The 23,736-nt window shown below is 69.7% G+C and carries 26 protein-coding genes; 12 read left to right on the plus strand and 14 right to left on the minus strand.

Going from position 1 to position 23,736, the window contains the following annotated elements; translation table 11 throughout:
• Positions 1-16 precede the first annotated feature (16 nt).
• Complete coding sequence (locus tag ACSQ2B_RS19935) at positions 17-784, minus strand: class I SAM-dependent methyltransferase (protein WP_436052526.1); 768 nt, start codon at positions 782-784, stop codon at positions 17-19.
• A 196-nt stretch (positions 785-980) separates the two neighbouring features.
• Here ACSQ2B_RS19935 and ACSQ2B_RS19940 point away from each other — a divergent pair, with 196 nt between their 5' ends.
• From ACSQ2B_RS19940 to ACSQ2B_RS19960, 5 genes are all read left to right on the plus strand, one after another.
• Positions 981-1,607: a LemA family protein gene (locus tag ACSQ2B_RS19940; protein WP_436052631.1), complete on the plus strand. Its 627-nt coding sequence runs from the start codon at positions 981-983 to the stop codon at positions 1,605-1,607.
• A gap of 153 nt (positions 1,608-1,760) precedes the next feature.
• Entirely contained in the window at positions 1,761-2,498 is a 738-nt protein-coding gene (locus ACSQ2B_RS19945; protein ID WP_436052527.1) for a TPM domain-containing protein, read from the plus strand.
• Positions 2,498-3,196, plus strand: a complete 699-nt coding sequence (locus ACSQ2B_RS19950; RefSeq protein WP_436052529.1) for a TPM domain-containing protein — start codon at positions 2,498-2,500, stop codon at positions 3,194-3,196. The genes ACSQ2B_RS19945 and ACSQ2B_RS19950 overlap by 1 nt, the downstream gene beginning before the upstream one ends.
• 142 nt (positions 3,197-3,338) lie before the next feature.
• Positions 3,339-4,712 carry a sensor histidine kinase gene (locus ACSQ2B_RS19955; RefSeq protein ID WP_436052531.1) on the plus strand — a complete coding sequence of 458 codons (1,374 nt, stop codon included), beginning with the start codon at positions 3,339-3,341 and terminating at the stop codon, positions 4,710-4,712.
• Between the two features lie 31 nt (positions 4,713-4,743).
• Positions 4,744-5,178: a DUF1810 domain-containing protein gene (locus tag ACSQ2B_RS19960; RefSeq protein ID WP_436052533.1), complete on the plus strand. Its 435-nt coding sequence runs from the start codon at positions 4,744-4,746 to the stop codon at positions 5,176-5,178.
• Between the two features lie 2 nt (positions 5,179-5,180).
• Here ACSQ2B_RS19960 and ACSQ2B_RS19965 read toward each other — a convergent pair whose 3' ends face one another.
• Positions 5,181-6,425, minus strand: a complete 1,245-nt coding sequence (locus ACSQ2B_RS19965; protein ID WP_436052535.1) for a cytochrome P450 — start codon at positions 6,423-6,425, stop codon at positions 5,181-5,183.
• 255 nt (positions 6,426-6,680) lie between these two features.
• On the opposite strand from ACSQ2B_RS19965, the gene ACSQ2B_RS19970 reads away from it, so the two are divergent.
• On the plus strand, positions 6,681-7,208 hold the full coding sequence (locus ACSQ2B_RS19970) for a TetR/AcrR family transcriptional regulator (RefSeq protein WP_436052537.1): 528 nt from the start codon (positions 6,681-6,683) through the stop codon (positions 7,206-7,208).
• A gap of 64 nt (positions 7,209-7,272) precedes the next feature.
• Here the strand turns inward: ACSQ2B_RS19970 and ACSQ2B_RS19975 are convergent, their stop codons facing one another.
• Entirely contained in the window at positions 7,273-7,665 is a 393-nt protein-coding gene (locus tag ACSQ2B_RS19975; RefSeq protein WP_436052539.1) for a winged helix-turn-helix transcriptional regulator, read from the minus strand.
• A gap of 75 nt (positions 7,666-7,740) precedes the next feature.
• Between ACSQ2B_RS19975 and ACSQ2B_RS19980 the strand changes: the two genes are divergently transcribed.
• On the plus strand, positions 7,741-8,592 hold the full coding sequence (locus tag ACSQ2B_RS19980; RefSeq protein WP_436052541.1) for an SDR family oxidoreductase: 852 nt from the start codon (positions 7,741-7,743) through the stop codon (positions 8,590-8,592).
• A gap of 26 nt (positions 8,593-8,618) precedes the next feature.
• Here ACSQ2B_RS19980 and ACSQ2B_RS19985 read toward each other — a convergent pair whose 3' ends face one another.
• The 7 genes from ACSQ2B_RS19985 to ACSQ2B_RS20015 all read right to left on the minus strand — a co-directional run bounded on the left by ACSQ2B_RS19985 (position 8,619) and on the right by ACSQ2B_RS20015 (position 16,702).
• Positions 8,619-9,569 carry a type II secretion system F family protein gene (locus ACSQ2B_RS19985; protein ID WP_436052543.1) on the minus strand — a complete coding sequence of 317 codons (951 nt, stop codon included), beginning with the start codon at positions 9,567-9,569 and terminating at the stop codon, positions 8,619-8,621.
• A 4-nt stretch (positions 9,570-9,573) separates the two neighbouring features.
• Positions 9,574-10,527 (minus strand): type II secretion system F family protein, encoded by a 954-nt coding sequence (locus tag ACSQ2B_RS19990; protein WP_436052544.1) that lies wholly within the window; start codon positions 10,525-10,527, stop codon positions 9,574-9,576.
• Positions 10,528-10,543: 16 nt separating this feature from the next.
• Positions 10,544-12,013 (minus strand): CpaF family protein, encoded by a 1,470-nt coding sequence (locus tag ACSQ2B_RS19995; protein ID WP_436052546.1) that lies wholly within the window; start codon positions 12,011-12,013, stop codon positions 10,544-10,546.
• The gene (locus ACSQ2B_RS20000) at positions 12,013-13,212 is read right to left on the minus strand and encodes an AAA family ATPase (RefSeq protein ID WP_436052548.1); all 1,200 of its coding nucleotides are present in this window, start codon (positions 13,210-13,212) and stop codon (positions 12,013-12,015) included. The genes ACSQ2B_RS19995 and ACSQ2B_RS20000 overlap by 1 nt, the downstream gene beginning before the upstream one ends.
• A 26-nt stretch (positions 13,213-13,238) precedes the next feature.
• Positions 13,239-14,582, minus strand: a complete 1,344-nt coding sequence (locus ACSQ2B_RS20005) for a type II and III secretion system protein family protein (RefSeq protein ID WP_436052550.1) — start codon at positions 14,580-14,582, stop codon at positions 13,239-13,241.
• A gap of 5 nt (positions 14,583-14,587) precedes the next feature.
• Entirely contained in the window at positions 14,588-15,517 is a 930-nt protein-coding gene (gene cpaB, locus ACSQ2B_RS20010) for a Flp pilus assembly protein CpaB (protein WP_436052552.1), read from the minus strand.
• A 204-nt stretch (positions 15,518-15,721) separates the two neighbouring features.
• Positions 15,722-16,702, minus strand: a complete 981-nt coding sequence (locus ACSQ2B_RS20015) for a LysR family transcriptional regulator (RefSeq protein WP_436052554.1) — start codon at positions 16,700-16,702, stop codon at positions 15,722-15,724.
• A gap of 95 nt (positions 16,703-16,797) precedes the next feature.
• Here ACSQ2B_RS20015 and ACSQ2B_RS20020 point away from each other — a divergent pair, with 95 nt between their 5' ends.
• Positions 16,798-17,967: an MFS transporter gene (locus ACSQ2B_RS20020; protein ID WP_436052556.1), complete on the plus strand. Its 1,170-nt coding sequence runs from the start codon at positions 16,798-16,800 to the stop codon at positions 17,965-17,967.
• Between the two features lie 34 nt (positions 17,968-18,001).
• Here ACSQ2B_RS20020 and ACSQ2B_RS20025 read toward each other — a convergent pair whose 3' ends face one another.
• A complete protein-coding gene (locus ACSQ2B_RS20025) occupies positions 18,002-18,223 on the minus strand; it encodes a hypothetical protein (RefSeq protein WP_436052558.1) in 222 nt (73 codons plus the stop codon).
• Between the two features lie 116 nt (positions 18,224-18,339).
• The gene (locus ACSQ2B_RS20030; RefSeq protein ID WP_436052559.1) at positions 18,340-18,570 is read right to left on the minus strand and encodes a hypothetical protein; all 231 of its coding nucleotides are present in this window, start codon (positions 18,568-18,570) and stop codon (positions 18,340-18,342) included.
• A 144-nt stretch (positions 18,571-18,714) separates the two neighbouring features.
• Between ACSQ2B_RS20030 and ACSQ2B_RS20035 the strand changes: the two genes are divergently transcribed.
• Together ACSQ2B_RS20035 and ACSQ2B_RS20040 are read left to right on the plus strand one after the other, a co-directional pair.
• Positions 18,715-20,109 (plus strand): MFS transporter, encoded by a 1,395-nt coding sequence (locus ACSQ2B_RS20035; RefSeq protein WP_436052560.1) that lies wholly within the window; start codon positions 18,715-18,717, stop codon positions 20,107-20,109.
• 76 nt (positions 20,110-20,185) lie between these two features.
• Complete coding sequence (locus tag ACSQ2B_RS20040) at positions 20,186-20,671, plus strand: response regulator (protein ID WP_436052562.1); 486 nt, start codon at positions 20,186-20,188, stop codon at positions 20,669-20,671.
• A 45-nt stretch (positions 20,672-20,716) separates the two neighbouring features.
• Here the strand turns inward: ACSQ2B_RS20040 and ACSQ2B_RS20045 are convergent, their stop codons facing one another.
• Together ACSQ2B_RS20045 and ACSQ2B_RS20050 are read right to left on the minus strand one after the other, a co-directional pair.
• Complete coding sequence (locus tag ACSQ2B_RS20045) at positions 20,717-21,457, minus strand: hypothetical protein (protein WP_436052564.1); 741 nt, start codon at positions 21,455-21,457, stop codon at positions 20,717-20,719.
• Between the two features lie 65 nt (positions 21,458-21,522).
• A complete protein-coding gene (locus ACSQ2B_RS20050) occupies positions 21,523-22,005 on the minus strand; it encodes a response regulator transcription factor (protein ID WP_436052566.1) in 483 nt (160 codons plus the stop codon).
• A 278-nt stretch (positions 22,006-22,283) separates the two neighbouring features.
• On the opposite strand from ACSQ2B_RS20050, the gene ACSQ2B_RS20055 reads away from it, so the two are divergent.
• On the plus strand, positions 22,284-22,610 hold the full coding sequence (locus ACSQ2B_RS20055; protein ID WP_436052568.1) for a hypothetical protein: 327 nt from the start codon (positions 22,284-22,286) through the stop codon (positions 22,608-22,610).
• Positions 22,611-22,688: 78 nt separating this feature from the next.
• Positions 22,689-23,084 (plus strand): helix-turn-helix domain-containing protein, encoded by a 396-nt coding sequence (locus ACSQ2B_RS20060; protein ID WP_436052569.1) that lies wholly within the window; start codon positions 22,689-22,691, stop codon positions 23,082-23,084.
• Positions 23,085-23,736: the final 652 nt, after the last annotated feature.

Raw genomic sequence — 23,736 nt, forward strand, 5'->3', positions numbered from 1 at the left:
CCTGTCCGGCCGCCGCTCAGGTCTTGCGAAACACCCAGATGTCGCCGACGCCGCCCAACCGCGTCGGCGGCCGGGCGACCGAGAGGCCGGCGGCGGCGGCGAAGGGGATCGGGTCGGCGACATAGTAGGTCTGGCGTTCGGGACTGCGCCGAAGGACGCCGCCGTCGGCGCCGCGCTCGACATATTCGATCACCTGGTCGAGCCGGCCGATGTCCGCGCGGAAGCGGCGCTCGAGAACATGCAGCTGCAGTCGTCCGCCGCCGGGGAGGGGCTCGTCGAGGACGAGGGCCGCGGGGTTCGCCGGCCCGGGCAGGCGCATCAAGTCGGCGAGCGGCAGGTGGATCGCGGCCGCTCCGCCGACCTCCAGGTGCCGGGCGATGACGGCGAAGGTGTTCCTCCAGGCCGCGCCCGCCGGCAGGTGGGCGAGGGTGAAGTAGCCGCAGATCACCAGGTCGAAGGTTCGCTTGAGGTCCAGGGCCGTCATGTCGCCGCGACGGAATTCGAGCCGCTTCGCCACGGCGTCCGGCGTCTCGGCGAGGCGCTTGCCGGCCTGCTCGAGCATGGCCGGGGCGATGTCGACGCCGACTACCGGCAGGCCGCGCTCGGCCAGGGCGAAGGCGATGCGGCCGGCGCCGGCGCCGAGCTCGAGGATCGAGCCGCCGGGCGGCGCCAGATCCGCATAGAACTCGATGTCGCCTGTAAGATTGGAATCAGCCGCCGTGACAACCTCATAGAAGGCTGCGCTGAGGCTCCGGTCGGCGTAATAGGGACGTGTCCGCAGCATCGATCTCGAAACCTTCCACCGCGTCCTGGCCTTATTGCTGCACAGCGTCATGGCGGCTCGGTTGCGCGCGATCAATGCCCAGGCCAACTATAGGCCGCTCATAGCTGCTCAAGCTTGGCGACTCCCGGAGCCCCAACCCGTGAAAATTCTTCGCACACGTCTCGCGCGCGCTGCGCTCCTGCTCATCGGCCCGTTGATGCTGGCCGGGTGCGGGGTCAACGTCATCCCGACCAAGGAGGAGGCCGCCAAGGCCGCTTGGGCCGACGTCCAGAACAACTACCAGCGCCGCGCCGACCTGATCCCGAACCTGGTCGAGACCGTGAAGGGCTACGCCGCCCAGGAACGCGGCACTCTGGTCGAGGTGACCCAGGCCCGCGCCAGCGCCACCCAGGTCAAGGTCGACGCCTCGACCCTGACCGACCCGGCCAAGTTCCAGCAGTACGCCCAGGCCCAGGACCGGCTCTCCGGCGTTCTCGGCCGGCTGATGATGATCCAGGAGCGCTACCCCGACCTCAAGTCCAACCAGAACTTCCTGGCCCTGCAGAGCCAGCTGGAAGGCACTGAGAACCGGATCGCCATCTCGCGGCGCGACTACAACGAGGCCGTGCGCGACTACAACACCATCCTGCGGACCTTCCCGACCGTGCTGTGGGCCAAGACCATGTATTCCGGCTCGCAGCCGATGCAGCTCTTCCAGGCCGCCGCCTCGGCCCAGAGCGCGCCCACCGTCGACTTCGGCGCCCCGCCGGTCGGCCAGCCGGTCACCCCGGGCTCGGCCCCGCCGGCAACGCCGGCCGCGCCTGCTCCCGCTCCGGCGCAGTAGGGCGACCTGGCGACGCCTGAGATGGCTCAAGGCCCCCTCCACCCCTTCGGGGTCCCCCTCCCCCAAGGGGGGAGGAGAGGGGCGGCTGCGCCTTGGCGTCTCCTCCCCCTCTGGCGGAGGGGGCTCGCAGCGTCGCTTGCGACCATTCTGTTCGTGGCCTTCGCCGCCGTCGCGGCGGCCGCGCCGCAATTTCCGCCGCTGACCGGCCGCGTCGTCGACAACGCCCACATCCTCTCGCCCCAGGCGGCGCAGAAGCTGGATACGGACCTCGCCGACCTGGAGGCGAAGACCGGCCGCCAGATGGTGGTCGCGACCATCCCCGACCTGCAGGGCTACGACATCGCCGACTACGGCTACCAGCTCGGCCGGACCTGGGGGATCGGGCAGAAGGGCGAGGACGACGGCGTCGTCTTCCTGGTGGCGCCCAACGACCGGAAGGTGCGCATCGAGGTGGGTTACGGCCTGGAGCCGGTGCTGACCGACGCCCTCTCCAGCGTGATCCTGCAGACCAAGGTCCTGCCGCGATTCAGGGCCGGCCAGATGGAGCAGGGCGTGGTCGACGGCGTCCAAGCCGTCGTCCAGCAGCTCGCCCTGCCCGACGACCAGGCCAAGGCCAATGTCGCCAGGGCGGCCCAGGTCCCGCAAAAGGCGCAGGACGGCGGTGGAATCCCCGTCGGGCTGATCATCGCCATCGTCGTCATCTTCTGGGTGCTGGGCTCGCTGCTGCGCGGCTTCGGCGGCCGGGGCGGCGGCGGCGGACTCTGGTGGCTGCTGCCGATGCTGCTGTCCGGCGGCGGCGGCCGGGATCGCGGCGGCTGGGGCGGCGGTGGCGGTGGTTTCTCCGGCGGCGGCGGGTCGTTCGGCGGCGGCGGATCGTCCGGGAGCTGGTGATGAAGCTGAGCCCCTCAGACCTTGCCGCCATCGAAGGCGCGATCCGCCAGGCCGAATCCCGGACCACGGGCGAGCTCTATTGCGTGGTCACTGAGGAGAGCTCGGACTATGGCGAGACCCCGCTTGCCTGGGCGGCCGGCGTGGCCCTGCTGGGGCCCGCCCTGCTGCTGCTGGGCGGGGTGCATGTCAGCGCGCCCGACCTGCTCGGCGGCTGGACCGCGGCCCAGGTCAGCCAGGCCGCCGAGCGCGCGGCGCGCGACGCCCTGATCGGGGCGATCCTGCTGCAGGCGGGGCTGTTCGTCGTCACGCTCGTCGTGGCCGCCATGCCATCGGTGCGCCGGGCGCTGACGCCGCGGGCCTTCAAGCGTGAACGGGTGCGACGGCGCGCCCGCGAACAGTTCGCGGCCAAGAGTCTGCACCTGACGCGCGAGCGTACCGGCGTTCTGATCTTCGTCTCCTTCGCCGAGCACATGGCCGAGTTGATCGCCGACGAAGGGATCGCCGCCCAGGTCGATCCGAAGGTCTGGGACCAGGCCATGGCGGCGCTCATCGAAGGGCTCCGCCGGGGCCAGCCGGCGGCGGCCGTCGCCGCGGCGATCGGGCTCTGCGCCGACGTGCTGGCGGAGCATTTTCCCGCAGACCCGGACGGCAATCCGAACGAGTTGCCGAACGCCGTCGTAGTTTTGCCGCGAGCTTGACCAATACTTCCTGAACTAGGGTCGGGAAGGACGGTGCGTGGAACGCAATCTTCCATTTCGCGCGCGACGTGGCGCTGGAGCCAGGACTTGTGCGCGCCCCTTGCAGGCGACACAGTACCGGCGATACGGGAAGGGAGCGCCCGTGCGTGACGTGCTGCAGGACTCGCTGGCGGCCGAGCCGTCCTTCCGTGACGTGGCCGACGCCTTGTCGCTCGGCGTTCCGTTTCTGCTTCACCTGGGCCCAGACGGCCGCAGCTCGCGCTTCCTGCGCCTGGGCTCGGCCTGTCTCCCGATCCTTGGAATTCCGCCGGACGCGATCTTGGCGGATTCCCGCGCCTTCGCCGAGCTGATCTCCCCGGAAGACCAGCAGCGCCTGCTGCGCGACAAGGCGAGCGTCGCGGGCAGCGACCGTCTCTCGACGGCGGAGACGCGCATTCGCAAGCCGGGCGGCGAGCTGCGCTGGATTCGCATGACCTCCGCCAGCCGTCCGGCGTCGGATGGCGGTCGCCTGCTGGACGGGCTGATCGTCGACATCACGGACTCCAAGCGAATGGCCGAGCAGCTGGCGGATGAGCGTCAGCGGCTGGAACAGGCCATCGAACTGACCCACATGGGCGTCTTCCAATGGGATCGCGACGATCCCGACACCGTGCTCTGGTCGGACCACCAGTACGCCGTCTATGGCGTGCCGCCGCGGACCCCGATCACCGTCGCCGCCTTCCGCGGTACGGTGCACCCGGACGACAAGGCTGTCTGGGAGGAGGCCGTCCTTGCGGCCACTCGCGCCGAAGACGGCGGGGACTATGTGCTCGAGCACCGTATCGTTCGCCCTGACGGCGAGGTCCGCTGGGTGCAGCTGCATCAGCGCATCCGCCGCGACGCCCTGGGTCTGAAGTCGATCCACGGCACCACGCTCGACATCACCGAACGGCGCGACCTGGAGGAACGGCGGCGGCTGCAGATGCGCGAGCTCGGCCATCGCGCCAAGAACGCCATGACGGTGATGATGGCCATGGTGCAGCAGGCCGCCCGCGCCGCGGGCACGGTCGAGGAGCTGACCGAGCTGATCCTCTCCCGGTTCGGCGCCATGTCCCGGTCGCAGGATCTCGCCACCGCCCTGGATGGGACGCCGCTGAGCTTGCGGCAGCTGCTGGCCCAGGTGCTCGACCCCTTTGATCTGTCACACTTCGACATCGATCCCGAGCTCGAGACGGCGAACATGAGCGGCGACAGCGTCATCCTGCTGGCGCTCCTGCTGCACGAGCTGGCCACCAACGCATTGAAGTACGGCGCCCTGTCGACCGAGGAGGGCCGGGTGAGCCTGTCGCTGCGCTCGCGGCGCGACGGCTGGGTCACCGTCGAGTGGCGCGAGCGGGGCGGGCCGCCGGTGCGGCCGCCGTCCCGTCGGGGCTTCGGCTCGCGCCTGTTGTCGACGGCGCTGCTGGGCCATGGCGGGGTGACGTCGGAGTTTGCGCCGGACGGCTTCGTCGCCCAACTCGAGGTGCCGGTCGCTTGACCGACCGCGGGGCCTTAGGAGGGCCACGTCGATGGCGGATCCGTTCGAGCTGCAGCGGTTCGTCGAGGCCCAGGCCCGCAACTATGACGCGGCGCTGGCCGAGCTGACGGTCGGGCGGAAGACCAGCCACTGGATGTGGTACGTCTTTCCGCAGATCGCCGGCCTGGGCTCCAGCCCGATGGCCCAGACCTATGCGATCGGCTCGCTCGCGGAGGCCAGGGCCTATCTGGAGCATCCCCTGCTCGGCCCTCGGCTACGGGCCTGCGTGGCCGCGGTGAACGGCGTCGCGGGCCGCTCGGCGCACGAGATCTTCGGCAGCCCCGACGACCTGAAGTTCCGCTCCAGCCTCACCCTGTTCGCCGAAGCCGCGCCGCAGGAGCCGCTGTTCCGCACGGCGCTTGCGACCTGGTTCGCCGGCCAGCCGGATCCCCGGACCCTGGAGCAGCTCATCGCCCGGGGCGGCTGAGGTCAGTCCCAGCGCAGCGGCAGAGAGTCCATGGCGATGATGTTGCCGGCATGGAAGGTGACCGGCTTGTCCGGGTCGAGGCGGAAGGTCGGCAGGCGCGTCAGGAGCTCGGTGTAGAGGACCTGAAGCTCGAGCCGGGCCAGGTGCGAGCCGAGGCAGCGGTGGGAACCGGCGCCGAAGGCGATGTGGGTCTTGTTCTCGCGATCGAGGTCGAACACCTCCGGCGCGGGGAAGACGCTCGGGTCGAGGTCCGCCGCCGGCAGGTAGATCATCACCCATTCGTCCTTCTTCAGCGTCCAGCCGCCGAGCTCGGTGTCCTTGGCCACGCGCCGGGTCGGCACGGTGAAGGTGTAGCGGCGCAGCAGTTCTTCGACCGCCTCGGGGATCAAAGACGGATCGGCGCGCAGCCTGGCCTGGAAGTCGGGGTTCGCCGCCATGTGGCGCACGCCGAAGCCCATGCCGTTGATCACGGTGTCGAGACCGGCGATGAACAGCAGGACGGCGAAGTCCTCCATGGTCTCCAGCGTCATCGGCTTGCCGTCGATCTCGGCCGCCCAGAGCAGGCTGATCAGGTCGTCCCTGCGATCGTCCTTGCGCGCCAGGATCACCTCGTCGATCGCGTCGGCGATCATCCGCATCCGCGACGCCGCCTGCATCGGCTCATTCATGCCCGGGCCCAGGAACTCGTGCACCATCCGGCGGAACTCGGCCTGACGCTCCAGCGGCAGTCCCATCATCTTCAGGAAGACCTGCACGGGCAGGGGCTCGGCGACGGACGGCATGAAATCGCAACAGCCCTGGCCGGCCACCTCGTCGATCAAGGCGTTCGCGAGCGCGCGGATCTCGTCGGTCCGCGCCTTGATCGCCTTGGGACCGAACACCGAGGCCAGCGGCGCGCGGTACTTGGCGTGGTCCGGCGGGTCGAGGCTGATCGGCTTCGACTGCGGAATGTAGGGCATGCCGGGCGGCGCCATCGCCAGCATCTGCTGCATCTGCTCGCGCGCCATGAACTCGCTGGAGAACCGGTCGAACTCGCGCGAGACCTCGAAGACCGGCTCGTGGCCGAGGGCCACCCAGTGGCCGCGGTTGCGCGGCGTCCAGAAGACCGCCGGCGCCTCGCGCAGCAGCTGGCGCACGCGCTCATGCGGGTCGGCGAGCAGGGCCGAATCCCGGAACATGTCGAAGTCGTAGACCGCGGCGTCCGGAATGTGCGCGGGCCTCGGCGCGAAAGCGGAGACGTCGTTCATTCGGGTTTCTCCCTAGTGGCTCTGCGTCGGCCAATTTCGTTCACGATCACACGCCGCGACCGAACCCGCGACGCCGGCCGCTCATCAAAGCGTCGTTTAGGCGTCGTTCCCGCACCGGTTGCGGACGGCCGGTTTGCATCGGCGGGGCAGGTGGACGACATTCGACAGCTGGCTTTGTGAGGCCAACGGTAGATGTGATACACTATGGATCGTAAGTCCGACGGCAGCGGCCCGTCAACGCCTGTCGACGCGCGCATGTTGCGAACACGCTCGGCCTTGTGCGGAACGCTGCTGGCGCTGCTTGAGGAAAAGCCCTTCGAGCAGGTCACCGTCCGCGAGATCACCCGCAGGGCGGGGGTGGGGTATGCGACCTTTTTCCGGCACTACCCGGACAAGGAGGCGCTGCTCAACGACCTGGCGGCCGATCAGATCAGCGAGCTCATCGACAAGACCTTGCCGATCCTGTTCGCCGCCGACAGTCTGGTGGCCTCCCGCGAGACCTGCGCCTATGTCGACGCGCGGCGCAAGCTGTGGTCGGCCCTGCTGACAGGAGGCGCCGCTGGGACGGTGCGGCACGAGTTCATCCGCCAGGCCAAGCTGATCGCGGCGGGCAAGCCCCCGGCCGAAAGCTGGATCCCGGCCGACCTACAGGTCGTCTACGCCACCGGCGGGACCATCGACATCCTGGCCTGGTGGCTGCAGCAGGAGCCGGCGCTCCCGGTCGAACGGATCGCCGACATTCTCGATCGGCTAGTGATCGCGCCCACCCTGGCGCGGTCCTAGCGCCGGGATCCGCCAATCGCGCGAGCGCATGCCGTGGGCCGCCGCGGTCCTCTGGGCGTTCTGATCACGCCGTCGCAGCTTGGCGGCGTCCAGCGGCGACGATCCCGGGCAGGTTGACCTCGATCCAGTCGGCCAGGGCGCGGACCTTTTCAGCCGCCTCCTGGCCGAGCGGCGTAAGGCTGTATTCCACGTGCGGTGGGACCACCTCGAAGGCGACCCGGTCCACCAGGCCGTCGCCCTCCAGCCACTGGAGCGTCTGGGCCAGCATCCGATCGCTGACCCCGCCGATCTTGCGGCGCAGTTCGCTGAAGCGATGGGTTCGGTCCTGCAGGACGATCAACACCAACACGCCCCAGCGGCTGGTGACGTGCTTCAACACCTCGCGCGAGGGGCAGGCGGCGGCCAGCAGGTCGCCACGGCGAAGCTGTTCGGACAGGGTCGGGGGCGCCGGGTTCATGCTTACATTTATGTATGTACTTACAAAAAATAAGCAACAGGCATAGATCCAGCTCTTGAAGAACTGGAGTCCAGCATGACCCTCGCCGTCACCGGAGCCACCGGCCAACTTGGCCGCCTTGTCATCCAACAGCTGAAGGCCGTCGCCCCTGTGGCCGAGATCCTCGCCCTGGCGCGGAGCCCGCGGAAGGCGGCGGACCTGGGTGTCGCCGCGCGCGCGGCCGACTACGCTCGGCCGGAGACCCTGGATCCCGCGCTCGCGGGCGTCGACGTCCTGCTCCTGATCTCCTCCAGCGAGGTGGGCGAGCGCGCCCGTCAGCATCAGAACATCATCGACGCGGCCAGGCGGGCGGGCGTGACGCGTATCGTCTACACCAGCCTGCTCCACGCCGACGTCTCGCCACTGAGCCTCGCCGAAGAGCATCGTGCAACCGAGACGGCCCTGAAGGCGTCCGGCCTGCCGCACACCATCCTGCGCAATGGCTGGTATACGGAGAACTACACGGGTTCGCTCGGCGCGGCCCTGGCCCACGGCGCCCTTGTCGGCAGCGCCGGCGAGGGGCGGATCGCCTCCGCCGCCCGCGAGGACTACGCCGAGGCCGCGGCCGTGGCGATGATCGACGAAGGCCATGCCGGCAAGCTCTACGAGCTGGCTGGCGATCAAGCCTGGACCCTGACCGATCTCGCCGCGGAGGCCTCGCGTCAGACCGGTCGGACGATCCCCTATCGCGATCTGCCGGAGGCTGACTATGCGGCCGCCCTGGTCGGGGCCGGCCTGCCGGACGGCTTGGCCCAGGCGATCGCAGGCTGGGACGTCGGCGCTTCCCAGGGCGCGCTGTTTGACGACGGACGCCGGCTCTCGGCCCTGATCGGCCGCCCGACGACGTCGCTCGCGCAGTCGGTGGCCGCGGCCCTGAGCCAGGCTTGAAAGGGGCGCGCGCCCGCCCGGTTGGCTCAGCCCCCGCCGAAGACGTGCATCAGGCGGACCGCCGCAGGCAGCATCAGCGAGCCCAGCAGGCAGGGGAAGATGAAGAGGATCAGCGGCACGGTCAGCTTGGCCGAGAGCGCCAGCGCCTTTTCCTCGGCGCGCAGCATGCGTTTGGCGCGCATGTCCTGGGAGAAGACGCCGAGGGTCTCGCCGAGGCTGGTGCCCATCTCCTCGGCCTGGCGCAGCATGGTGGCGAGCGCGCGGGCGTCGTCGGTGCCTAAGCGTTCCGCCAGCGAGCTCCAGGCATCCTTGCGCGCCCGCCCGGCGCGCAGCTCCAGCACCAGCATTCGCAGATGGATGGTGAGGTTGGGGTAGCGGCGCTCGAGCTCGTCGGTCACCCGGGTCACGGCGGCGTCGAGGCTGAGGCCGGCCTCGACGGAGGCGACCAGCAGGTCGAGCAGGTCCGGGAAGCCGTCGGAGTATTCCCGCTCGCGCGACTGCCGGCGGGATTTCAGCACCTGGTCGGGGCCGAGCACGGCGATGCCGGACACCACGCCGGCGAGGAGCACGCCGCCCATGCCGCCCTTGCCGTTCATCAGCATCGGCAGCAGCAGCAGCACGCCGGCGGTGGCCGCGGCCATGGCCACCGCCTTGACGCCGAGATAGACCACCGGCGCCTCGCGGTTGAAGAAGCCGGCCTGCATCAGCTGGTTGCGCAGCACCGAGAGCTTGGCGGGGTCGCGCACGGCGCTCTGTTGGCCGAGCCGCCGGACGGTCCCCATCACCTGCCCGCCCAGGGCGCCCGCCTTGCGGCCGATGACGGCGGGAGCCGCGCCGGCGGTGACCGCGAGGCGGCTGCGACGCATCGCGCGCAGACGCAGCTCGCTCACCACAAGCCAGGTCACGCCGCCCAGGGCGGTAGTGACCAGGACCACGCCGATGACGGTGATCAGGTTCTGGATCTGCAGCGCGGTCATCGGCTCAGATCCGCATGTCGATCATGCGGCGCATGACCAGGTTGCCGATCACCAGCCAGGTGACGATCACGCCCAGGCCGATCCGCACGAACGGCTCGTGGATCACGTCGCCGTAGAAATGCGGCGAGGAGAGGGTGATGAAGGCCATGGTGAGGATGGGCGCGGCGGTCAGGATCGAGGCCGAGGCGCGGCCTTCCGACGAGGCGGCCTTGATCTTCAGCCGCATCTTGTGCCGGTCGCGCACGGTGTTGGCGTTCAGCTTGAGGAGGCCCGTGAGGTTGCCGCCGGTGCCGGCCTGCAGGCGCACGGTGGCGGCGAACAGGTCGACGTCCGGGTGCTGGCAGCGCTCGGCCATGCGCTCGACCGCCTGCTCGAGGGTGGCGCCATAGGCGATCTCGTCGGCGGCCATGCCGAACTCGGTGCCCGCCGGATCGGCCATCTCGCGCCCGACGAGGGCCACCGCCGTCGGCACCGGGTGGCCGGCCTCGAGGCTGCGGACGATGATGTCCAGGGCCTGGGGAAGCTGGACGCCGAGCGCCTTGGTGCGCTTGCCGGCCTTGAACTTGAGCACGGCGATCGGGCCGCCCAGAGCGACCACGATCGCGGCCGGAATCGCCAGCAGCGGGTGCTTGAGGAAGACGGCCACGGCGAAGGCGGTCACAATCGCCGCGCCCCCGGCCATCAGCGCCCACTTGCGCGGCTCGTAGGGGACGCCGGAGGCGACGATCAGGTTCGACAGCCAGCGAAGCCGCTCGCCCTTCTTGCCCTCGGCCGTGAGGCCGCGCTGCTTGCGCAGCTCCGTCACCAGTGCGGCGACGCCATCGATCTTTTCGGCGGTCTTCAGCCGTCGGTTCACCACCTGCTTCTGTCGCGCCACGGTGAACAGGCCGAACACCGCCTGACCCGCCGCGAAGACCGCGGCGAAGATCAGGATGAGGAAGACGAGGCGTACATTCATGGTCGGGCATTCATCGTCAGGTCGAGCCCAGCACCTTCGACGGGTCGAAGTTGGCGACGTCGTAGTTGATGCCGCGGCGGATCATCTCGTCGAGGCAGCGCGGGCGCAGGCCGCTGGCGCGGAACTCGCCGTGCACCGACCCGTCGGCGTCAGTGTGGGTGCGGTTGAAGGTGAAGATGTCCTGCATCTGCACGACATTGCCCTCCATGCCGACGATTTCGGTCACATGGGTCAGCTTCCGCTTGCCGTCGGCCAGGCGCATCACCTGAACCACCATGCCTACGGCGGAGGCGATCTGGGCGCGCACCGATTCCGGGCTGAGGCTGAGGCCGCCCATGGCGACCATCTGTTCGAGACGGCTGATCGCCTCGCGCGGATTGTTGGAGTGGATGGTGGCCATCGAACCTTCGTGGCCGGTGTTCATGGCCTGCAGCATGTCGAAGGCTTCTTCCGAACGCACCTCCCCCAGGATCACCCGGTCTGGTCGCATCCGCAGCGCGTTCTTGACCAGCTCGCGCTGGCGGATCTCGCCCTTGCCTTCGATGTTCGGCGGGCGCGTCTCCATGCGGACCACATGCGGCTGCTGCAGCTGCAGCTCGGCGGCGTCCTCGATGGTGATCATGCGCTCACCGGGGCTGATCGCGGCGGACAGCGCGTTCAGCAGGGTGGTCTTCCCCGAGCCGGTGCCGCCGGAGATCACGGTGGAGACCCGGGCGCGCACGGCGCCGAAGAGGAACTCCGCCACCGGCTGGGGCATGGCGCCGACTTCGACCAGCTTCTCTAGCGTCAGCGGCTTCTTGGAGAACTTCCGGATCGAGACCGCCGCGCCGTCGATGGCCACCGGCGAAATGGCGGCGTTGACCCGGCTGCCGTCGGCCAGGCGCGCGTCGACCATCGGCTGGCTCTCGTCGATCCGTCGGCCGACGCCGGCGACGATGCGGTTGACGATGCGCAGCAGGTGATCGTTGTCGCGGAAACGGACGGAGGTCAGCTCCAGCTCGCCGCGGCGCTCGACATAGACCTGCTGCGGGCCGTTGATCAGGATGTCGCTGATCGTCTCGTCCTTCAGCAGTGGCTCGATCGGGCCCAGCCCCACCATCTCGTCGTAGATCGAGGAGCCCAGCTCCTCGAGCTCGGCGTTGTTGATGGCCATGCGCTCGCTGCGGGCGAAGTCGGCGGTGAGCCGCATCACTTCGCGGCGAAGCTCGGCCTCGCTCAGCTTGTCGAGCTTGGAGAGGTCGAGCTCCTCGATCAGCCGCGAATGCAGCTTCAGCCGGACATCCAGCTGCGAGGACTTCGCCGGCGCCGGCTTGGGCTCGGCGGGACGTCTGGGCGTGGGCGTGGGCGTGGGCGCGACGGCCGCGGCGGGTGACGGCGTGGTCGCCCCGATGGGCGCCCCCGCAGGCGGGGTGGCGGGCGCGGCGGCGGGGGCCGGGGCGGCCTCCGGCTTCGCGGCGGGTGCGCGGGCGAGACTGAAGCGGGCCATCAGGCGGCCCGCTTCGCGCCGGACGCATGCCGGCGGACGCCGGTGTCCGCCAGGCGTTCCACCAGCTGGGCGATGTCCTTGACGATCTTCGACTTCGGCCGGTGCTGGGCGATCGGCCCGCCGAGGTTGGCCGCCGCCGCCGCGGCCTCCCAGTCGGAGCTGACGCCGGCGTCGGCCTTGCGCTGCAGGGCGCGCTCGGCCTCGGTCATCGACGGCGCCGGGCCGAACATCCGGCTGGCCAGCCGGTTGAGCACGATGCGCGGCTTGGTCCCGCCGCCGAGCGCGGTCTCGATCTCCTCCGCCAGGGACCGGGCGGCGATCAGGGCCGGCACGGTCAATTCGGAGATGACCAGCACCTCGTCCGAGCCGGAAAGCGCCTCCAGCGTCCAGGCGCGACGATGGCGCGGCATGTCGAGGACGACCCACTCGTAGCACTCGCAGGCCACCTCCAGCATCCGCAGGACCGCCTCGCGGCCGACGGTGTCGAAGGCGTCTGGGTCACGCGGACTGGCCAGCAGGTCGAGCTGTTTGGAGACCGGGGTGACGAAGGCCTGCAGCACGGCCGCGTCGATGCGCTCGGCGGCGCCGGCGAAATCGTTGAGCCGCATGGCCGGCTGGGCGCCGAGATAGGCCGGGGCCGCGCCATCGGCGAGGTTGAGGTCGATCAGGCAGACGCTCTTGTCCTTGCCCGAGCGGGCGGCGAGCGCGGTGGCGATCTCGACGGCGATGGTGGTGGCGCCCGCGCCGCCGACCGCGCCGGTGATCGCCCAGCATCGCGAGCCGCCTTCGGGCGCGGCCATGGGTGCAGGCGCTGGCGCGGGCTCCGCTCCCGCGAGCAGGGCGGCGACGGCGTTGGCGAACTGGTCGGCGGTGAAGGGCGCTTCGAGCACGTCGGAGCTGGCCAGTCGAAGAAGGTTGCGCACCACGGTGGTGGGCATGCGCTGGCCGACGAGCAGCACTGGGGCGGCGCGCGGATTGGCCGCCAGGTCCTGGACGGCTGCGGCCAGAGCGGTCGCCTCCCAGGCGTCGGCGTCCACGACCACCAGATCGTAGGTTCCGGCGTTCGCCTGCGGCAGGCGCTCGATCGCGGCCGTTTCCGTGGCCGCGCCCTTCAAGGAATCGCCAACGGCGGCCGCCAAGGCTGGACCGACCAGCAGGACGCGGCGTCCGGCGAGGGCAGGTGCGGGGGGGGAGGCCATCTTGTCACTCTCACGCGGCATGGGGTTCACCGCTTGGCGGCGTCGGACTGGCGCTCGATCGGCCGATCGAGCGACTTGCCGCGCAGCAGCGTGTCTTCGTCGCTGGGCTCATCACCCGGCAGATCGAGGGTCGCCTTGGCCTTGGCGAAGTCCGACGCCTCCGCCAGCCTCGGCGTGACGATGATCACCAGCTCGGTCTCGGCCCTGCGCCAGCGCGCGGAGCGGAACAGGGCGCTCAGCACCGGGATTTCGCCGAGACCCGGCACCTGGCTCATGTCGTTCTGATAGTCGCGCTGGTAGAGACCGCCGATCGCGAGGGAAGCGCCGTTGCGCAGCTCCACCACCGTATGGGCGTTGCGGGTGATCAGGCCGGGAACGACGAAGCCGTTGACCTTGAGGCTGTTGCTCTGGTCGAGCTTGCTGACCTCCGGTTCGACCTCCAGCCGGATCAGACCGTTCTCCTGCACATCCGGCTTGAAATCGAGCTTCACCCCATACTTGCGGAACTCCAGCGAGATGGTCTGCACCGAACCGTTGCTGTTCTGCGGGATCGGATAGGGAAACTCGCCGCCCGCCAGGAAGCTGGCCTTTTCGCCCGACAGGGCGACCAGGTTCGGACGCGCCAGGGTGCGCACCAGGCCTTTGGATTCCAGGGCCTGGATCTGCACGTCGATCGCCGTGGAGCCGACCTTGCCGCTCAGGTTGAGGATGCCGGCCGGCGTGTCGGCTCCCAGCAGGCCGGAGCCCGTGGCGAACTGGAAGTTCTTGCTGATGACGCTGGCGCTGACGCCCATGTCCTGAAGGACCGAACGGCTCGCCTCCAGCACCCGCACTTCCAGGATCACCTGCTGCGAGGCGCCGACGGTGAGCTGCGAGGTCACGGACTGAGGCGCGAAGCGCTCGGCCAGCGCCTTGGCGCGGGCGGCGACGCCGGTGTTGGCGACGTGGCCTGTCAGCAGCACGCCTTCGCCCATGGTGCGCACCCGGATGCCTTCGCCGGGGAAGGCGATCGCCAGGTCCTGCTGCAGCACCTGGGCGTCATAGCCGACCCGAACGTCGAGGATCTCCGAGAGCCGGCCATTGGCGCCGTAGATCAGGAGATTGGTTTCGCCCAACTCCTTGCCCTGGATGTAGAAGCTGTCGCCGCCCGTGGCGCGCACGGTGGCGGTGTCAGGCTGGGCCACGACGATGCGGCTCGCGGGCCGGTCGAGGTGGAACGCCACCGACTTGTCCCGCGGCACATAGACCACGCGGCGGCTGGTCGGCGTGGTGCGATAGACCTCCGCCGAGGCGGGCGGGGCCAGGGCCAGCACCGCGGCGCTGATCAGCGCGCCGACGAGGGCGCGGTTTCGCAGGGAAGGGCGGAGCATGGGCGTCATCCGACGGCCGCGGCGGGCGCCGCCACGGCAGGTGTGGCGGGCTTGGCGGTCGGCGGCGGGTTGCGCGGGCCGCCGCCATGGCTGTCGCCTTCGATGATGAGGATGCCGCCGTACACCTCGCGCGGCGCGACGCCGGCCGATGTCGGCGCTGCGCCGCCGCCGCCGCCGCCGCCGCCCGTGAAGGCGTTGGTGCGCACGGGCGCCGTCGCCGCCACCTCGGCCGAGCCGGTGCGGCGCAGGGCGAGCGAAAGCTTGCCGAGATCCGCCGCCACGGCCAGCTTCTGGCTGTCGGCGACGCTGACCTCGAGGGTCGCGGTGCTGGGGGTCGAGGGCTTGTTCGCGACGAGGTCGGCGTTGAGGTCGACCGCCAGCACGCGCACGCGCTGCAACACCACTTCGGAGATGAAGGCGTGGAGCGGACCTGCGGGGTTCATGTCGCGCAGCAGCACGACGTCGACATGGTCGCCGGGCAGGGCGTGGCCGCCGACGCCGGAGACGTCGCTGACCTTGATGGTGTAGGCGCGCAGGCCGTCGCCGATCTCGGCGGCGACGGAGGGCCGGGCGCCGGGGCCGGAGAGCTTGGACGGCAGGATCGGCTCGCGCGCGACGATCGGGGTCAGCACCACCGGGGCGCCTCCGCGGTCGGCGGCCAGCACCGAGGCGATCGTGGTGAAAGCGCCCTGGGGCACGGAGTCCGCCGGCAGGCGGATGAGGCGCAGATGGTCGGCGTCGACCTTGTCTCCGTACTTCATATCCTTTGACGCGACGACGATCTCCACGCCCTCCGCCGGGGCGGAGACGCCGGCAACCTTGGCCGTGGCCTGGTTCGGCAGCACGGTCTTGGCGACGACGAGGGCCGCCAGTCCGAGCACTGCGGAGGCGCCCAAGCTGACGATGGTGACGACGCGCATTTTGCCCCTGACCACGGTTTTCGCTTGTTGTGATAGGGTTAGCGGGCGGGCCTTTTCGATATCGCCAACAAACGCGGTGAATCGAATGCAAACAAAATCGCTGTCGGGAGCGAGCCGCCGCTGCGACTACATTGAGTGGACTTCAGTCTGAGCAGCGATGACCGACGTCCAAAGGCGGTCTTCGCGGTAACCACCTATGGCTGTCAAAACTTCGGAACGTCAACCTGACGGAGAGATTGGCCGAACCGGCTGCCGGACCGTCCATCCGCCGGTCGTGAGCGCCCGGAGGCTCGTCGCCGGCATCCGGACGTTGGCCGCCAGGAAGTCGACGAAGACTCGGACGCGCGCCGGCAGGGGGCCGCCCTGGCCGAGGTAGATGGCGTGGGTGTCCTCGCGGTCGCCGGGGTTGAACGCTTCCAGGACCGGGACCAGCCGGCCGGCCTCGATGTCCTCGCCGACGTGGAACAGGCCCAGGCGTGCGAGGCCCACCCCGCCGATCGCCAGCTGCCGCGCGGTCTCGCCGTCGCTGGCCCGGGCCACGAGCGGCGGGGAGATGGTCTCCGCCCGCTCGCCGTCGCGAAAAGGCCAGGCGCCGATGCTGCGCTGGAAGGTCCAGCCGACGCCCAGGTGGTCTGCGAGGTCGGCGGGCGTCGCCGGCGCGCCGCAGCGCGCCAGATAGTCCGGCGAGGCGACCACCACCATGCCGCTGGCCCCGAGCTTGCGGGCGACGAGGGTGGAGTCGCGCAAGGGGCCGACCCGGATGGCGACATCGGCTCGTTCCTCCATCAGGTCGACCACCGTGTCGGAGAGGACCAGGTCCAGGGTCACCTCCGGATACAGCGCGAGGAACCGCGGCGCGAGCGGCGCGAGATAGAGGCGGCCGAACGGCACGTTGCTGTTCACCCGCAGATGGCCCCGGGGGCAGGCGCCGACCGCGGCCTCCCGCTCGGCCTCGCTGATGTCGGAGAGGATGCGCACCGCGCGGTCGTAGAAGGCCTCGCCCTCGGGCGTGAGCCGCAGCTTGCGCGTGGAGCGGTTCACCAGCCGGGTGTTGAGCCGCGCCTCCAGCCGCGTGACCAGCTTGCTGGTCCCCGACGGGGTCAGCCCGAACTCCCGGGCGGCGGCGGAGAAGCCGCCCTGTTCGATCACCCGGACGAAGACTTCCATCTCGCCGGCGCGATTGGCAGCAAGCCGAGGCATTTTGACTTCATCTCACAAGTGACTGGAGCCAGCCCCTTCTAACTCAAGACTGAGCCCGTCGTCATCTGAGCTCCACCAGAACTCGCGGAGCTGTCATGCCCATAGCTGTCCTCGCCCTCACCGCCGGCGCCTTCGGCATCGGAACCACCGAATTCATCATCATGGGCCTGTTGATGCAGGTGGCCGGCGACATGCACGTCAGCGTCCCGGCCGCGGGTCTGCTGATCTCCGGCTATGCCCTGGGCGTCTTCGCAGGCGCGCCGATCCTGACGCTGGCGACGCGGCGACTGCCGCGCAAACGGGTGCTTCTCGGCCTGATGGGGATCTTCACCCTGGGCAACGCCGCCTGCGCGCTCGCCCCGGACTATGCGACCCTGATGGCCGCCCGGGTGCTGACCTCGCTCGCCCACGGCGCCTTCTTCGGCGTGGGCTCGGTGGTCGCCGCCAGCCTGGTGAGCAGCGACCGGCGCGCCTCGGCGATCGCCACCATGTTCGCCGGCCTGACGGTCGCCACCCTCGTCGGCGTGCCCTTCGGCGCCTGGATCGGCCTGTCGTTCGGCTGGCGCGCCGCCTTCTGGACGGTCGCGGGCGTCGGTCTCGTCGCCATGGCGGTCCTCGCCCGCTTCGTGCCGCAGGCGGTGGGCGACGACGCGCCGCTCGTATCCCTGCGCGAAGAGGTCGCCGTCCTGCTGCGGCCGCAGGTGCAGCTGAGTCTCTTGATGACCGTCCTGGGCTTCGCCGGCGTCTTCGCCGTCTTCACCTACATCCAGCCGATCCTGGCGCAGGTCACCGGCTTTTCCCCCGCCGCCGTCGCGGCTGTGCTGCTGGTGTTCGGCGCGGGCTTCTCGGTCGGCAACCTGGCTGGGGGTCGCTTCGCCGACCGAAACCTCGGCCTGGCGCTTTCAGGCACGCTCGCAGCCCTGCTCGTCGTCTTGCTCGGCCTGGCCTTCGCCATCCACGGCAAGGTCCCGGCGGTGGTGTTCGCCGGCCTGCTGGGCGCGACCGCCTTCGCCACGGTGGCGCCGCTGCAACTGCGCGTCCTGGAGGCGGCCGGCGCCGCAGGCCAGACCCTGGCGTCCAGCCTGAACATCGCCGCCTTCAACCTCGGCAACGCGCTCGGCGCCTGGGCGGGCGGCGAGGCGATCGCCCACGGGCCGGGCTTGACGAGCCTGCCCCTGGTCGGCGCGGCCCTGACCGCGGCCGGACTGGCGGTCGCCCTGGCGAGCCAGCGGCGCGACCGCCGCGCGGCGGCCTGCGCCGCCTGACCGCCACTTGATGAAGTCGTCGCCGGCTCGAAGCTCAGACGTGGTGCAGGGCCGCCTCGGTCGCCTCGATCTCTTCGCGGATCCAGTCGTGGCCGTTGGTGACCAGGACCCCTTCGATCGCGGCGATGTGGGCGCTCAGACGGTCGCGCACATCGTCGGGCACGTTGTTCTGCAGGGCGACCCAGCGGGCGATCTGGTGCACGGCGAATGCGCTGTGCAGGGCAAGTTTTTCGAGGTGTTCCTGGGGCATCGACATGGCTGAACCTCCTGAGGACGAAAGAGGTTAACACGTCTGAAGGAGGTGTGCAGGGGCGACCCTGGGAAGCCTTCAACCGAAGGCGCTCGCCCGTCTCGGAACGCCGTCGGGCCGCGTCAGATGGAGGCGTAAAGGTCTGGCAACGGCACGTCCTTCGGGATCGGCGCCTCCGCGCCCCCGGCGCCGCCGCGCGGACGACGGGAGGTGACGAAGTAGTCGAAATCCGGAGGAAGATCGCGTCCGCTCGGCGCGGGACGCCGCTTGCTGAAGGACCGGAGGCGCTCGAGCAGCGCGTCGAGGGTCTCGTCCGATCCCGTCAGATCTGGTTTGAAGCTGCGGTTCGTCATGGCGCGTCGTTATATTCCCCCATGTGACATAACGCCACTCTCTGAGCGCTGTTTATTGTAACGTTTTCTTAACAGCCTGAGCCGTAGCGGCCGCCCATCGCGCCGCGGGCGGATACGGCGGGCGGTTCGCGAGTTTGCCGAAACATGTCGAAATCCCCGCTCGCCGTCGACGCGGCCGCGCCCGTTGACGGTTTGCCGGTCCCACGCCGCTACTGGTCGGTGCTGGCGATCTGGATGGCGATGGCGATGTCCGTCCTGGACGGGGCCATCGCCAACGTGGCCCTGCCGACCATCGCCCGCGAGCTTCAGGCCAGCGCCGCCGCCTCGATCTGGATCGTCAACGCCTACCAGCTGGCGATCACCGTCTGCCTGCTGCCGCTCGCAGCGCTCGGCGAGAAGCTCGGGTACCGCCGGGTCTATATCGCCGGCGTCGCCGTCTTCACCCTGGGCTCGCTCGCCTGCGCCCTGTCGCATACCCTGGAGGGCCTGACCGCCGCGCGGATCCTGCAAGGCCTCGGTGCGGCCGGGATCATGAGCATCAACAGCGCTCTGGTGCGCTTCACCTATCCGCAGCGGATGCTCGGGCGCGGCATCGGCCTGAATGCGGTGGTCATCTCGATCTCGGCGGCGATCGGTCCCACGGTCGCCTCCGCCATCCTCGCCCGGGCCTCCTGGGAGTGGCTGTTCGCCGTCAATGTGCCGATCGGCGCGGCGGCCATCGCGCTTGCGGTCTGGGCGCTGCCGAGGACGGAGCCCTCGCACCGGCCGTTCGACTGGATCTCGGCCCTGCTCAACGGCCTGGCCTTCGGCCTCCTGATCCTGGGACTGGAGAACCTCGCGCGGGAGGGGCTCGGCGCCGGACTGCTGAAGATCGCCGGCGCGGCGATCGCCGCGGTGCTGCTGGTCCGCCGCGAGCTCGACCGCGCCGCCCCGCTCGTGCCGTTCGACCTGCTGCGCATCCCGATCTTCGGCCTGTCGATCGCGACCTCGATCGTCTCCTTCGCGGCCCAGATGCTCGCCTACACGGCGCTGCCCTTCTACTTCCAGGAGGTTCTCGGCCGCAGCGCCGTGGCCACCGGCCTTTTGATGACGCCCTGGCCGCTGGCGGTGGCGCTGTCCGCCCCGCTCGCCGGCCGCCTGGCCGACCGCTATCCCGCCGGTCTCCTGGGCGGGGTGGGCCTGGCGGTGTTCGCCGGCGGCCTGGGCCTGCTGTCGACCCTTCACCCCGGCGCCTCGGACCTGGAGATCGGCTGGCGAATGGTGGTCTGTGGCCTGGGCTTCGGCTTCTTCCAGTCGCCGAACAATCGCGCCATCGTCTCGGCGGCCCCGCTCAGCCGCAGCGGCGCGGCAGGGGGCATGCTGGCCACCGCCCGCCTGCTGGGCCAGACGTTCGGGGCGCTGGCGACGGGGGTCTTCTTCCATTTCGCAGGTCCGCGGGCGACGGCGGACGCATTGCTCGCCGGCTGCGCGGTCGCCGCGGTGGCGGCTGGAGTCAGTCTTCTGCGGCTGAGAACCCCGCGCCTGGCCCTGGGCGCCTGAACGGTTCACGCCGTTCGCTCAATATTAGGGCCCGCCGCCCAATATCCCCCGGTCGTTTGGGGACCTTACGGGGCGCATGGATCTCAAGGCTCTACGCATACTCGTTGTCGACGACAACCGGCACGCGGCCGAGATCGTGAAGTCGATTCTGACCAGCCTGGGCGCGCAGGACATCGGCTACGTCGCCACGGCGCACGGAGCGTTCGAGACCATGCAGCGCGAGGTGTTCGATCTCGTCATCGTCGACCAGAATCTGGGCAAGGGAGACGAGGGCGTCCAGCTGGTGCGGCGGATCCGCAAGGATCCGACGAGCCCCAGTCCCTATGTCGCGGTCCTGATGCTGACCGGCTACACCGAACAGCGGCGGGTGACCGCGGCGCGGGACGCGGGCGTCACGGACTTCCTCTCCAAGCCCTTCACCGTCACCGGTTTCCTGCGGCGGATCGAGGCGCTGATCTTCCAGGCCCGCCCCTTCGTGCGAGCGCCGGACTTTTTCGGCCCCTGCCGCCGGCGCCGCGCCGACCTGGACTATCGCGGCATGGAGCGGCGGCGGCAGACGTAGAGCGTGTTGCGCAAAGGTGGACGCCGGTCTTGCGCTTGAACATGCTCAGGCCGGCGCGGCCGTGGCCTCGGCGCGGTCGGTCTTGAGGCTGCTCAGCTCGTCGTAGATGACCGCGGAGGCCGCCACGGCGGCGATGCTGATGGCCGACGACCAGAGCGGCCAGATCAGCGCCCCGCTGAGCAGGGCGGGGAAAGGCGCGCTCACCACCGAGACCGCCAGCGAGCCGACGAGCTGGACGACCACCAGGATCAGGCCGACGCCGAAGATGTTCAGCCGCGAGCCGCGGGTGAGCTCGGCGCTGCGGCCGAAGGTCTCCATGACCGGGCGGCGTTCTTCGATCAGCGTGGGCCCTGCGACGCTCCAGGCGGTCGCCAGCATGACCCCCGGAACGATCAGCAGGACCAGGCCTAGAGCGACGCCGAGGCCCGCGAGCAGGGAGAGGCCGAGCAGCGGCCACAGGCGCCGGCGGCCCACGGCCATCGCTTCCTCAGTCGAGATCGCTTCGGCCCGCAGATCGGCGACGGTCAGGCGGATCAGGCCGCCGTGGAACAGGGTGTAGGGAATGAGCGCCAGCAGGGCGACGAGCGGCAGGGCCGGATGTATCCCAAGGCCTTGCCCGAAAGGCCCGCGGTGCGGCTCCAGCGCGCCGACGACGATGCCCGGCAGATAGAGAAACAGCAGCGCCGGGCGCAGCAGCGAGCGCCAGTTCCGTTGCAGCACCTCGAGGGTGCGCCGGATTACGCGATTGATGTCCAGCTTGGCTTGGGCGGCGTCGACGATGGTCATGGCGCTTCCCCGAACGATGATCGCAGAAGCTAATCACGTGGCCATGAGGCTGTCGATGCGGGGCCTCAGCGGGTGACGACGACCGTCGATGACGCGGGCGGGGCCGGCGCGGAGCTGGCGGCTTTCACGACGTCGTTCAGGCTTTGCAGTCCGCTCACCAGCATGCCGAAGGCCAGCGCCAGGACGACGGCGCCGCCCATGATGATCGCCAGCCGCGCCATCGGCCCGAGGCTGGATATGGGCAGCAGCAGCGAGATCGTGGGGACGGTCGCCTCGCTGCGCGACGGCGGCGTGAGCCCGGCGGCCGGGCTGGCCGCGGGGCCGACGATCTCGTGGTTGAGCACGAGCTGAGCTGCGTCGCGGCGGCTGGTGACGCCCAGCTTGGCGCGGGCGCGATTGCAATAGGTGTCGACCGAAGCCTTGGAGATGCCGAGCTCGCTTGCGATCTCTTTCGACGAGCGCTGCTGGGCGACCAGCCGCAGGCACTCACGCTCCTGCGGGGTGAGCAGGCTGAGCTTCAGATCTCGCGCATCGGCGGCTTGCAGCATGATCTCTCGTTGGGCGCTCGTTTCTCGAGCTCGCCGACGATCTGCGCCGCAGGCGAACACCAGCCGTTGAATGCCACAAGTCTGCGGGCCCACGGAAGGGCGTACGTGTCGCCGGCGGTCCGCGGTGGATCGACGCCCCTTCCTCGCCCATTTGTATCGCGCGTGTGTCCCGATTTTGTCACGCGCGCCCGTCCACATTTCATGATGACACACTCAATCAGGACAGACGCAGCGCAAGCCTTATGGATAGGGAGGAGCGCACCACCATGGAGGGCTTCATGAACGACGACCGATCGGCCCAGGTTTCAGATCCCCTTCTCGCCAGGGCGCTCGAGCTTCGTGCGGAGGTTGAACGCTTCACGAGCCGTTGGTCGCCGCTGGCCGAGACCGAGCCTTGTCTGACCATCGGGTGGGCGGCGCTGGAACGGCAGCTGGTCGAGCTCGCGCCGACCGATCTGCAGGCCGAGCTGGTGCACCGGCTCGTCGAGCGCACCAAGGTCTACGCCGGGCTCAAGCCCGCCGAGATGGTGCTGCGCGAAGTGCTCTGCCTCACCGCCCTGGTGCTGGACGAATGCAGCCTTGAGGCCGGCCCCGGCCAATCTTAACCATTCCTCTATATCTTCCGATGATTTCGGCGCGTTGTGAGACTTGCGTCTCGCAGGCAATCCGTTCACAGCAAAGGCATGCCCAAGGTAACCTCCGACGCCCGGGCGGCCGACGAACTGGACCGCGCACTCGGTAACGCCATCCGCCTGCGCAGGCGGTCGTTGAACCTCACCCAGGAGCAGCTGGCCAACGCCTGTGGAATCTCGTTCCAGCAGGTGCAGAAGTACGAGAACGGCGCCAACCGGGTCTCCTTCTCCCGGCTGGTGCAGATCGCCCGCGCCCTGGAGTGTCGGGTGACCGACCTGACCAGCGCGCTCGACCAGCCGCAGTTCGCCCCGGCCGACTTCGAGTTCCTGAAGCTCATGACCCTGCCGGGCGCGATCGATCTGCTGAAGCGGTACGAGGCCCTGTCGCCGGAATCCCGGCGCCTGCTGGTCGACCTGCTGCAGAGCCTGGTCCACGAACCGGCCTGAACGCCCGCGATCCCGGATCGTGCCGATCGCCGATCCCGCCATCTCTGATCATCGTTGATGCGCCTCAAGGCGCAGGCGGCCATGCTGCGCCAAGCTGACAGGCGGCGAGGGCGCCGAACCCGCGCGCGGGGCTGCGACGTCCAAAGCCGAGGGCGGCCGCCGGGCGAGGGAACGCGTCGGGCGGCCGTCTTTCATCCGGCTTCCTCGTCGCGCGCGTGCGGGCTCGCACTCGTCGCCTACGCACGCGCGCGCGGACCCGCGTGCGTCTCGTGGGCGGGCGTCCTGGAGGAGCGGCCCGCAGAGATCGGCGGTTTTTGGCGAAAGGCGCTTGACCCGAAATCGGCCGCCAACTAGATACCGCCCCTCGCCGCGGCGGACGGGCTTCGCGCCTCGAAGATCTCGGCGAGCAAGGGTCTGAAAGCTAAGGGTAACCGAAGCCAGAAAGGTCCTTGGAGCTCTTGAGGAGTTCGTCGGTTTACTGACGAAAGTCTCTTGCAAAGCGGTCTTCGCTTCTGTAAAGAGACGACCAACTCAACGAGAGTTGTTCGGAAAAACTTTCCGAACAAAGGCACTTGCGGAACCGGCCTTCGGTCGTTAAGTAAGCGCCCTTCCAAGAAGTAGCTCTTTTAGAGCGGGCCGGTCCGCCGGCCTT

It is taken from the genome of Phenylobacterium sp. LjRoot225 (genome assembly GCF_964252855.1).
Taxonomy (GTDB): domain Bacteria; phylum Pseudomonadota; class Alphaproteobacteria; order Caulobacterales; family Caulobacteraceae; genus Phenylobacterium.

Bases quoted from the DNA above. Each gene is read 5' to 3' on its own strand.
- ACSQ2B_RS19935 (WP_436052526.1), bottom strand. From the start codon at position 784: ATGCTGCGGACACGTCCCTATTACGCCGACCGGAGCCTCAGCGCAGCC.
- ACSQ2B_RS19940 (WP_436052631.1), top strand. From the start codon at position 981: ATGCTGGCCGGGTGCGGGGTCAACGTCATCCCGACCAAGGAGGAGGCC.
- ACSQ2B_RS19950 (WP_436052529.1), top strand. From the start codon at position 2,498: ATGAAGCTGAGCCCCTCAGACCTTGCCGCCATCGAAGGCGCGATCCGC.
- ACSQ2B_RS19960 (WP_436052533.1), top strand. From the start codon at position 4,744: ATGGCGGATCCGTTCGAGCTGCAGCGGTTCGTCGAGGCCCAGGCCCGC.
- ACSQ2B_RS19965 (WP_436052535.1), bottom strand. From the start codon at position 6,425: ATGAACGACGTCTCCGCTTTCGCGCCGAGGCCCGCGCACATTCCGGAC.
- ACSQ2B_RS19970 (WP_436052537.1), top strand. From the start codon at position 6,681: ATGTTGCGAACACGCTCGGCCTTGTGCGGAACGCTGCTGGCGCTGCTT.
- ACSQ2B_RS19975 (WP_436052539.1), bottom strand. From the start codon at position 7,665: ATGAACCCGGCGCCCCCGACCCTGTCCGAACAGCTTCGCCGTGGCGAC.
- ACSQ2B_RS19980 (WP_436052541.1), top strand. From the start codon at position 7,741: ATGACCCTCGCCGTCACCGGAGCCACCGGCCAACTTGGCCGCCTTGTC.
- ACSQ2B_RS19985 (WP_436052543.1), bottom strand. From the start codon at position 9,569: ATGACCGCGCTGCAGATCCAGAACCTGATCACCGTCATCGGCGTGGTC.
- ACSQ2B_RS19990 (WP_436052544.1), bottom strand. From the start codon at position 10,527: ATGAATGTACGCCTCGTCTTCCTCATCCTGATCTTCGCCGCGGTCTTC.
- ACSQ2B_RS19995 (WP_436052546.1), bottom strand. From the start codon at position 12,013: ATGGCCCGCTTCAGTCTCGCCCGCGCACCCGCCGCGAAGCCGGAGGCC.
- ACSQ2B_RS20000 (WP_436052548.1), bottom strand. From the start codon at position 13,212: ATGGCCTCCCCCCCCGCACCTGCCCTCGCCGGACGCCGCGTCCTGCTG.
- ACSQ2B_RS20005 (WP_436052550.1), bottom strand. From the start codon at position 14,582: ATGCTCCGCCCTTCCCTGCGAAACCGCGCCCTCGTCGGCGCGCTGATC.
- ACSQ2B_RS20015 (WP_436052554.1), bottom strand. From the start codon at position 16,702: ATGCCTCGGCTTGCTGCCAATCGCGCCGGCGAGATGGAAGTCTTCGTC.
- ACSQ2B_RS20020 (WP_436052556.1), top strand. From the start codon at position 16,798: ATGCCCATAGCTGTCCTCGCCCTCACCGCCGGCGCCTTCGGCATCGGA.
- ACSQ2B_RS20025 (WP_436052558.1), bottom strand. From the start codon at position 18,223: ATGTCGATGCCCCAGGAACACCTCGAAAAACTTGCCCTGCACAGCGCA.
- ACSQ2B_RS20030 (WP_436052559.1), bottom strand. From the start codon at position 18,570: ATGACGAACCGCAGCTTCAAACCAGATCTGACGGGATCGGACGAGACC.
- ACSQ2B_RS20035 (WP_436052560.1), top strand. From the start codon at position 18,715: ATGTCGAAATCCCCGCTCGCCGTCGACGCGGCCGCGCCCGTTGACGGT.
- ACSQ2B_RS20040 (WP_436052562.1), top strand. From the start codon at position 20,186: ATGGATCTCAAGGCTCTACGCATACTCGTTGTCGACGACAACCGGCAC.
- ACSQ2B_RS20045 (WP_436052564.1), bottom strand. From the start codon at position 21,457: ATGACCATCGTCGACGCCGCCCAAGCCAAGCTGGACATCAATCGCGTA.
- ACSQ2B_RS20050 (WP_436052566.1), bottom strand. From the start codon at position 22,005: ATGCTGCAAGCCGCCGATGCGCGAGATCTGAAGCTCAGCCTGCTCACC.
- ACSQ2B_RS20055 (WP_436052568.1), top strand. From the start codon at position 22,284: ATGAACGACGACCGATCGGCCCAGGTTTCAGATCCCCTTCTCGCCAGG.
- ACSQ2B_RS20060 (WP_436052569.1), top strand. From the start codon at position 22,689: ATGCCCAAGGTAACCTCCGACGCCCGGGCGGCCGACGAACTGGACCGC.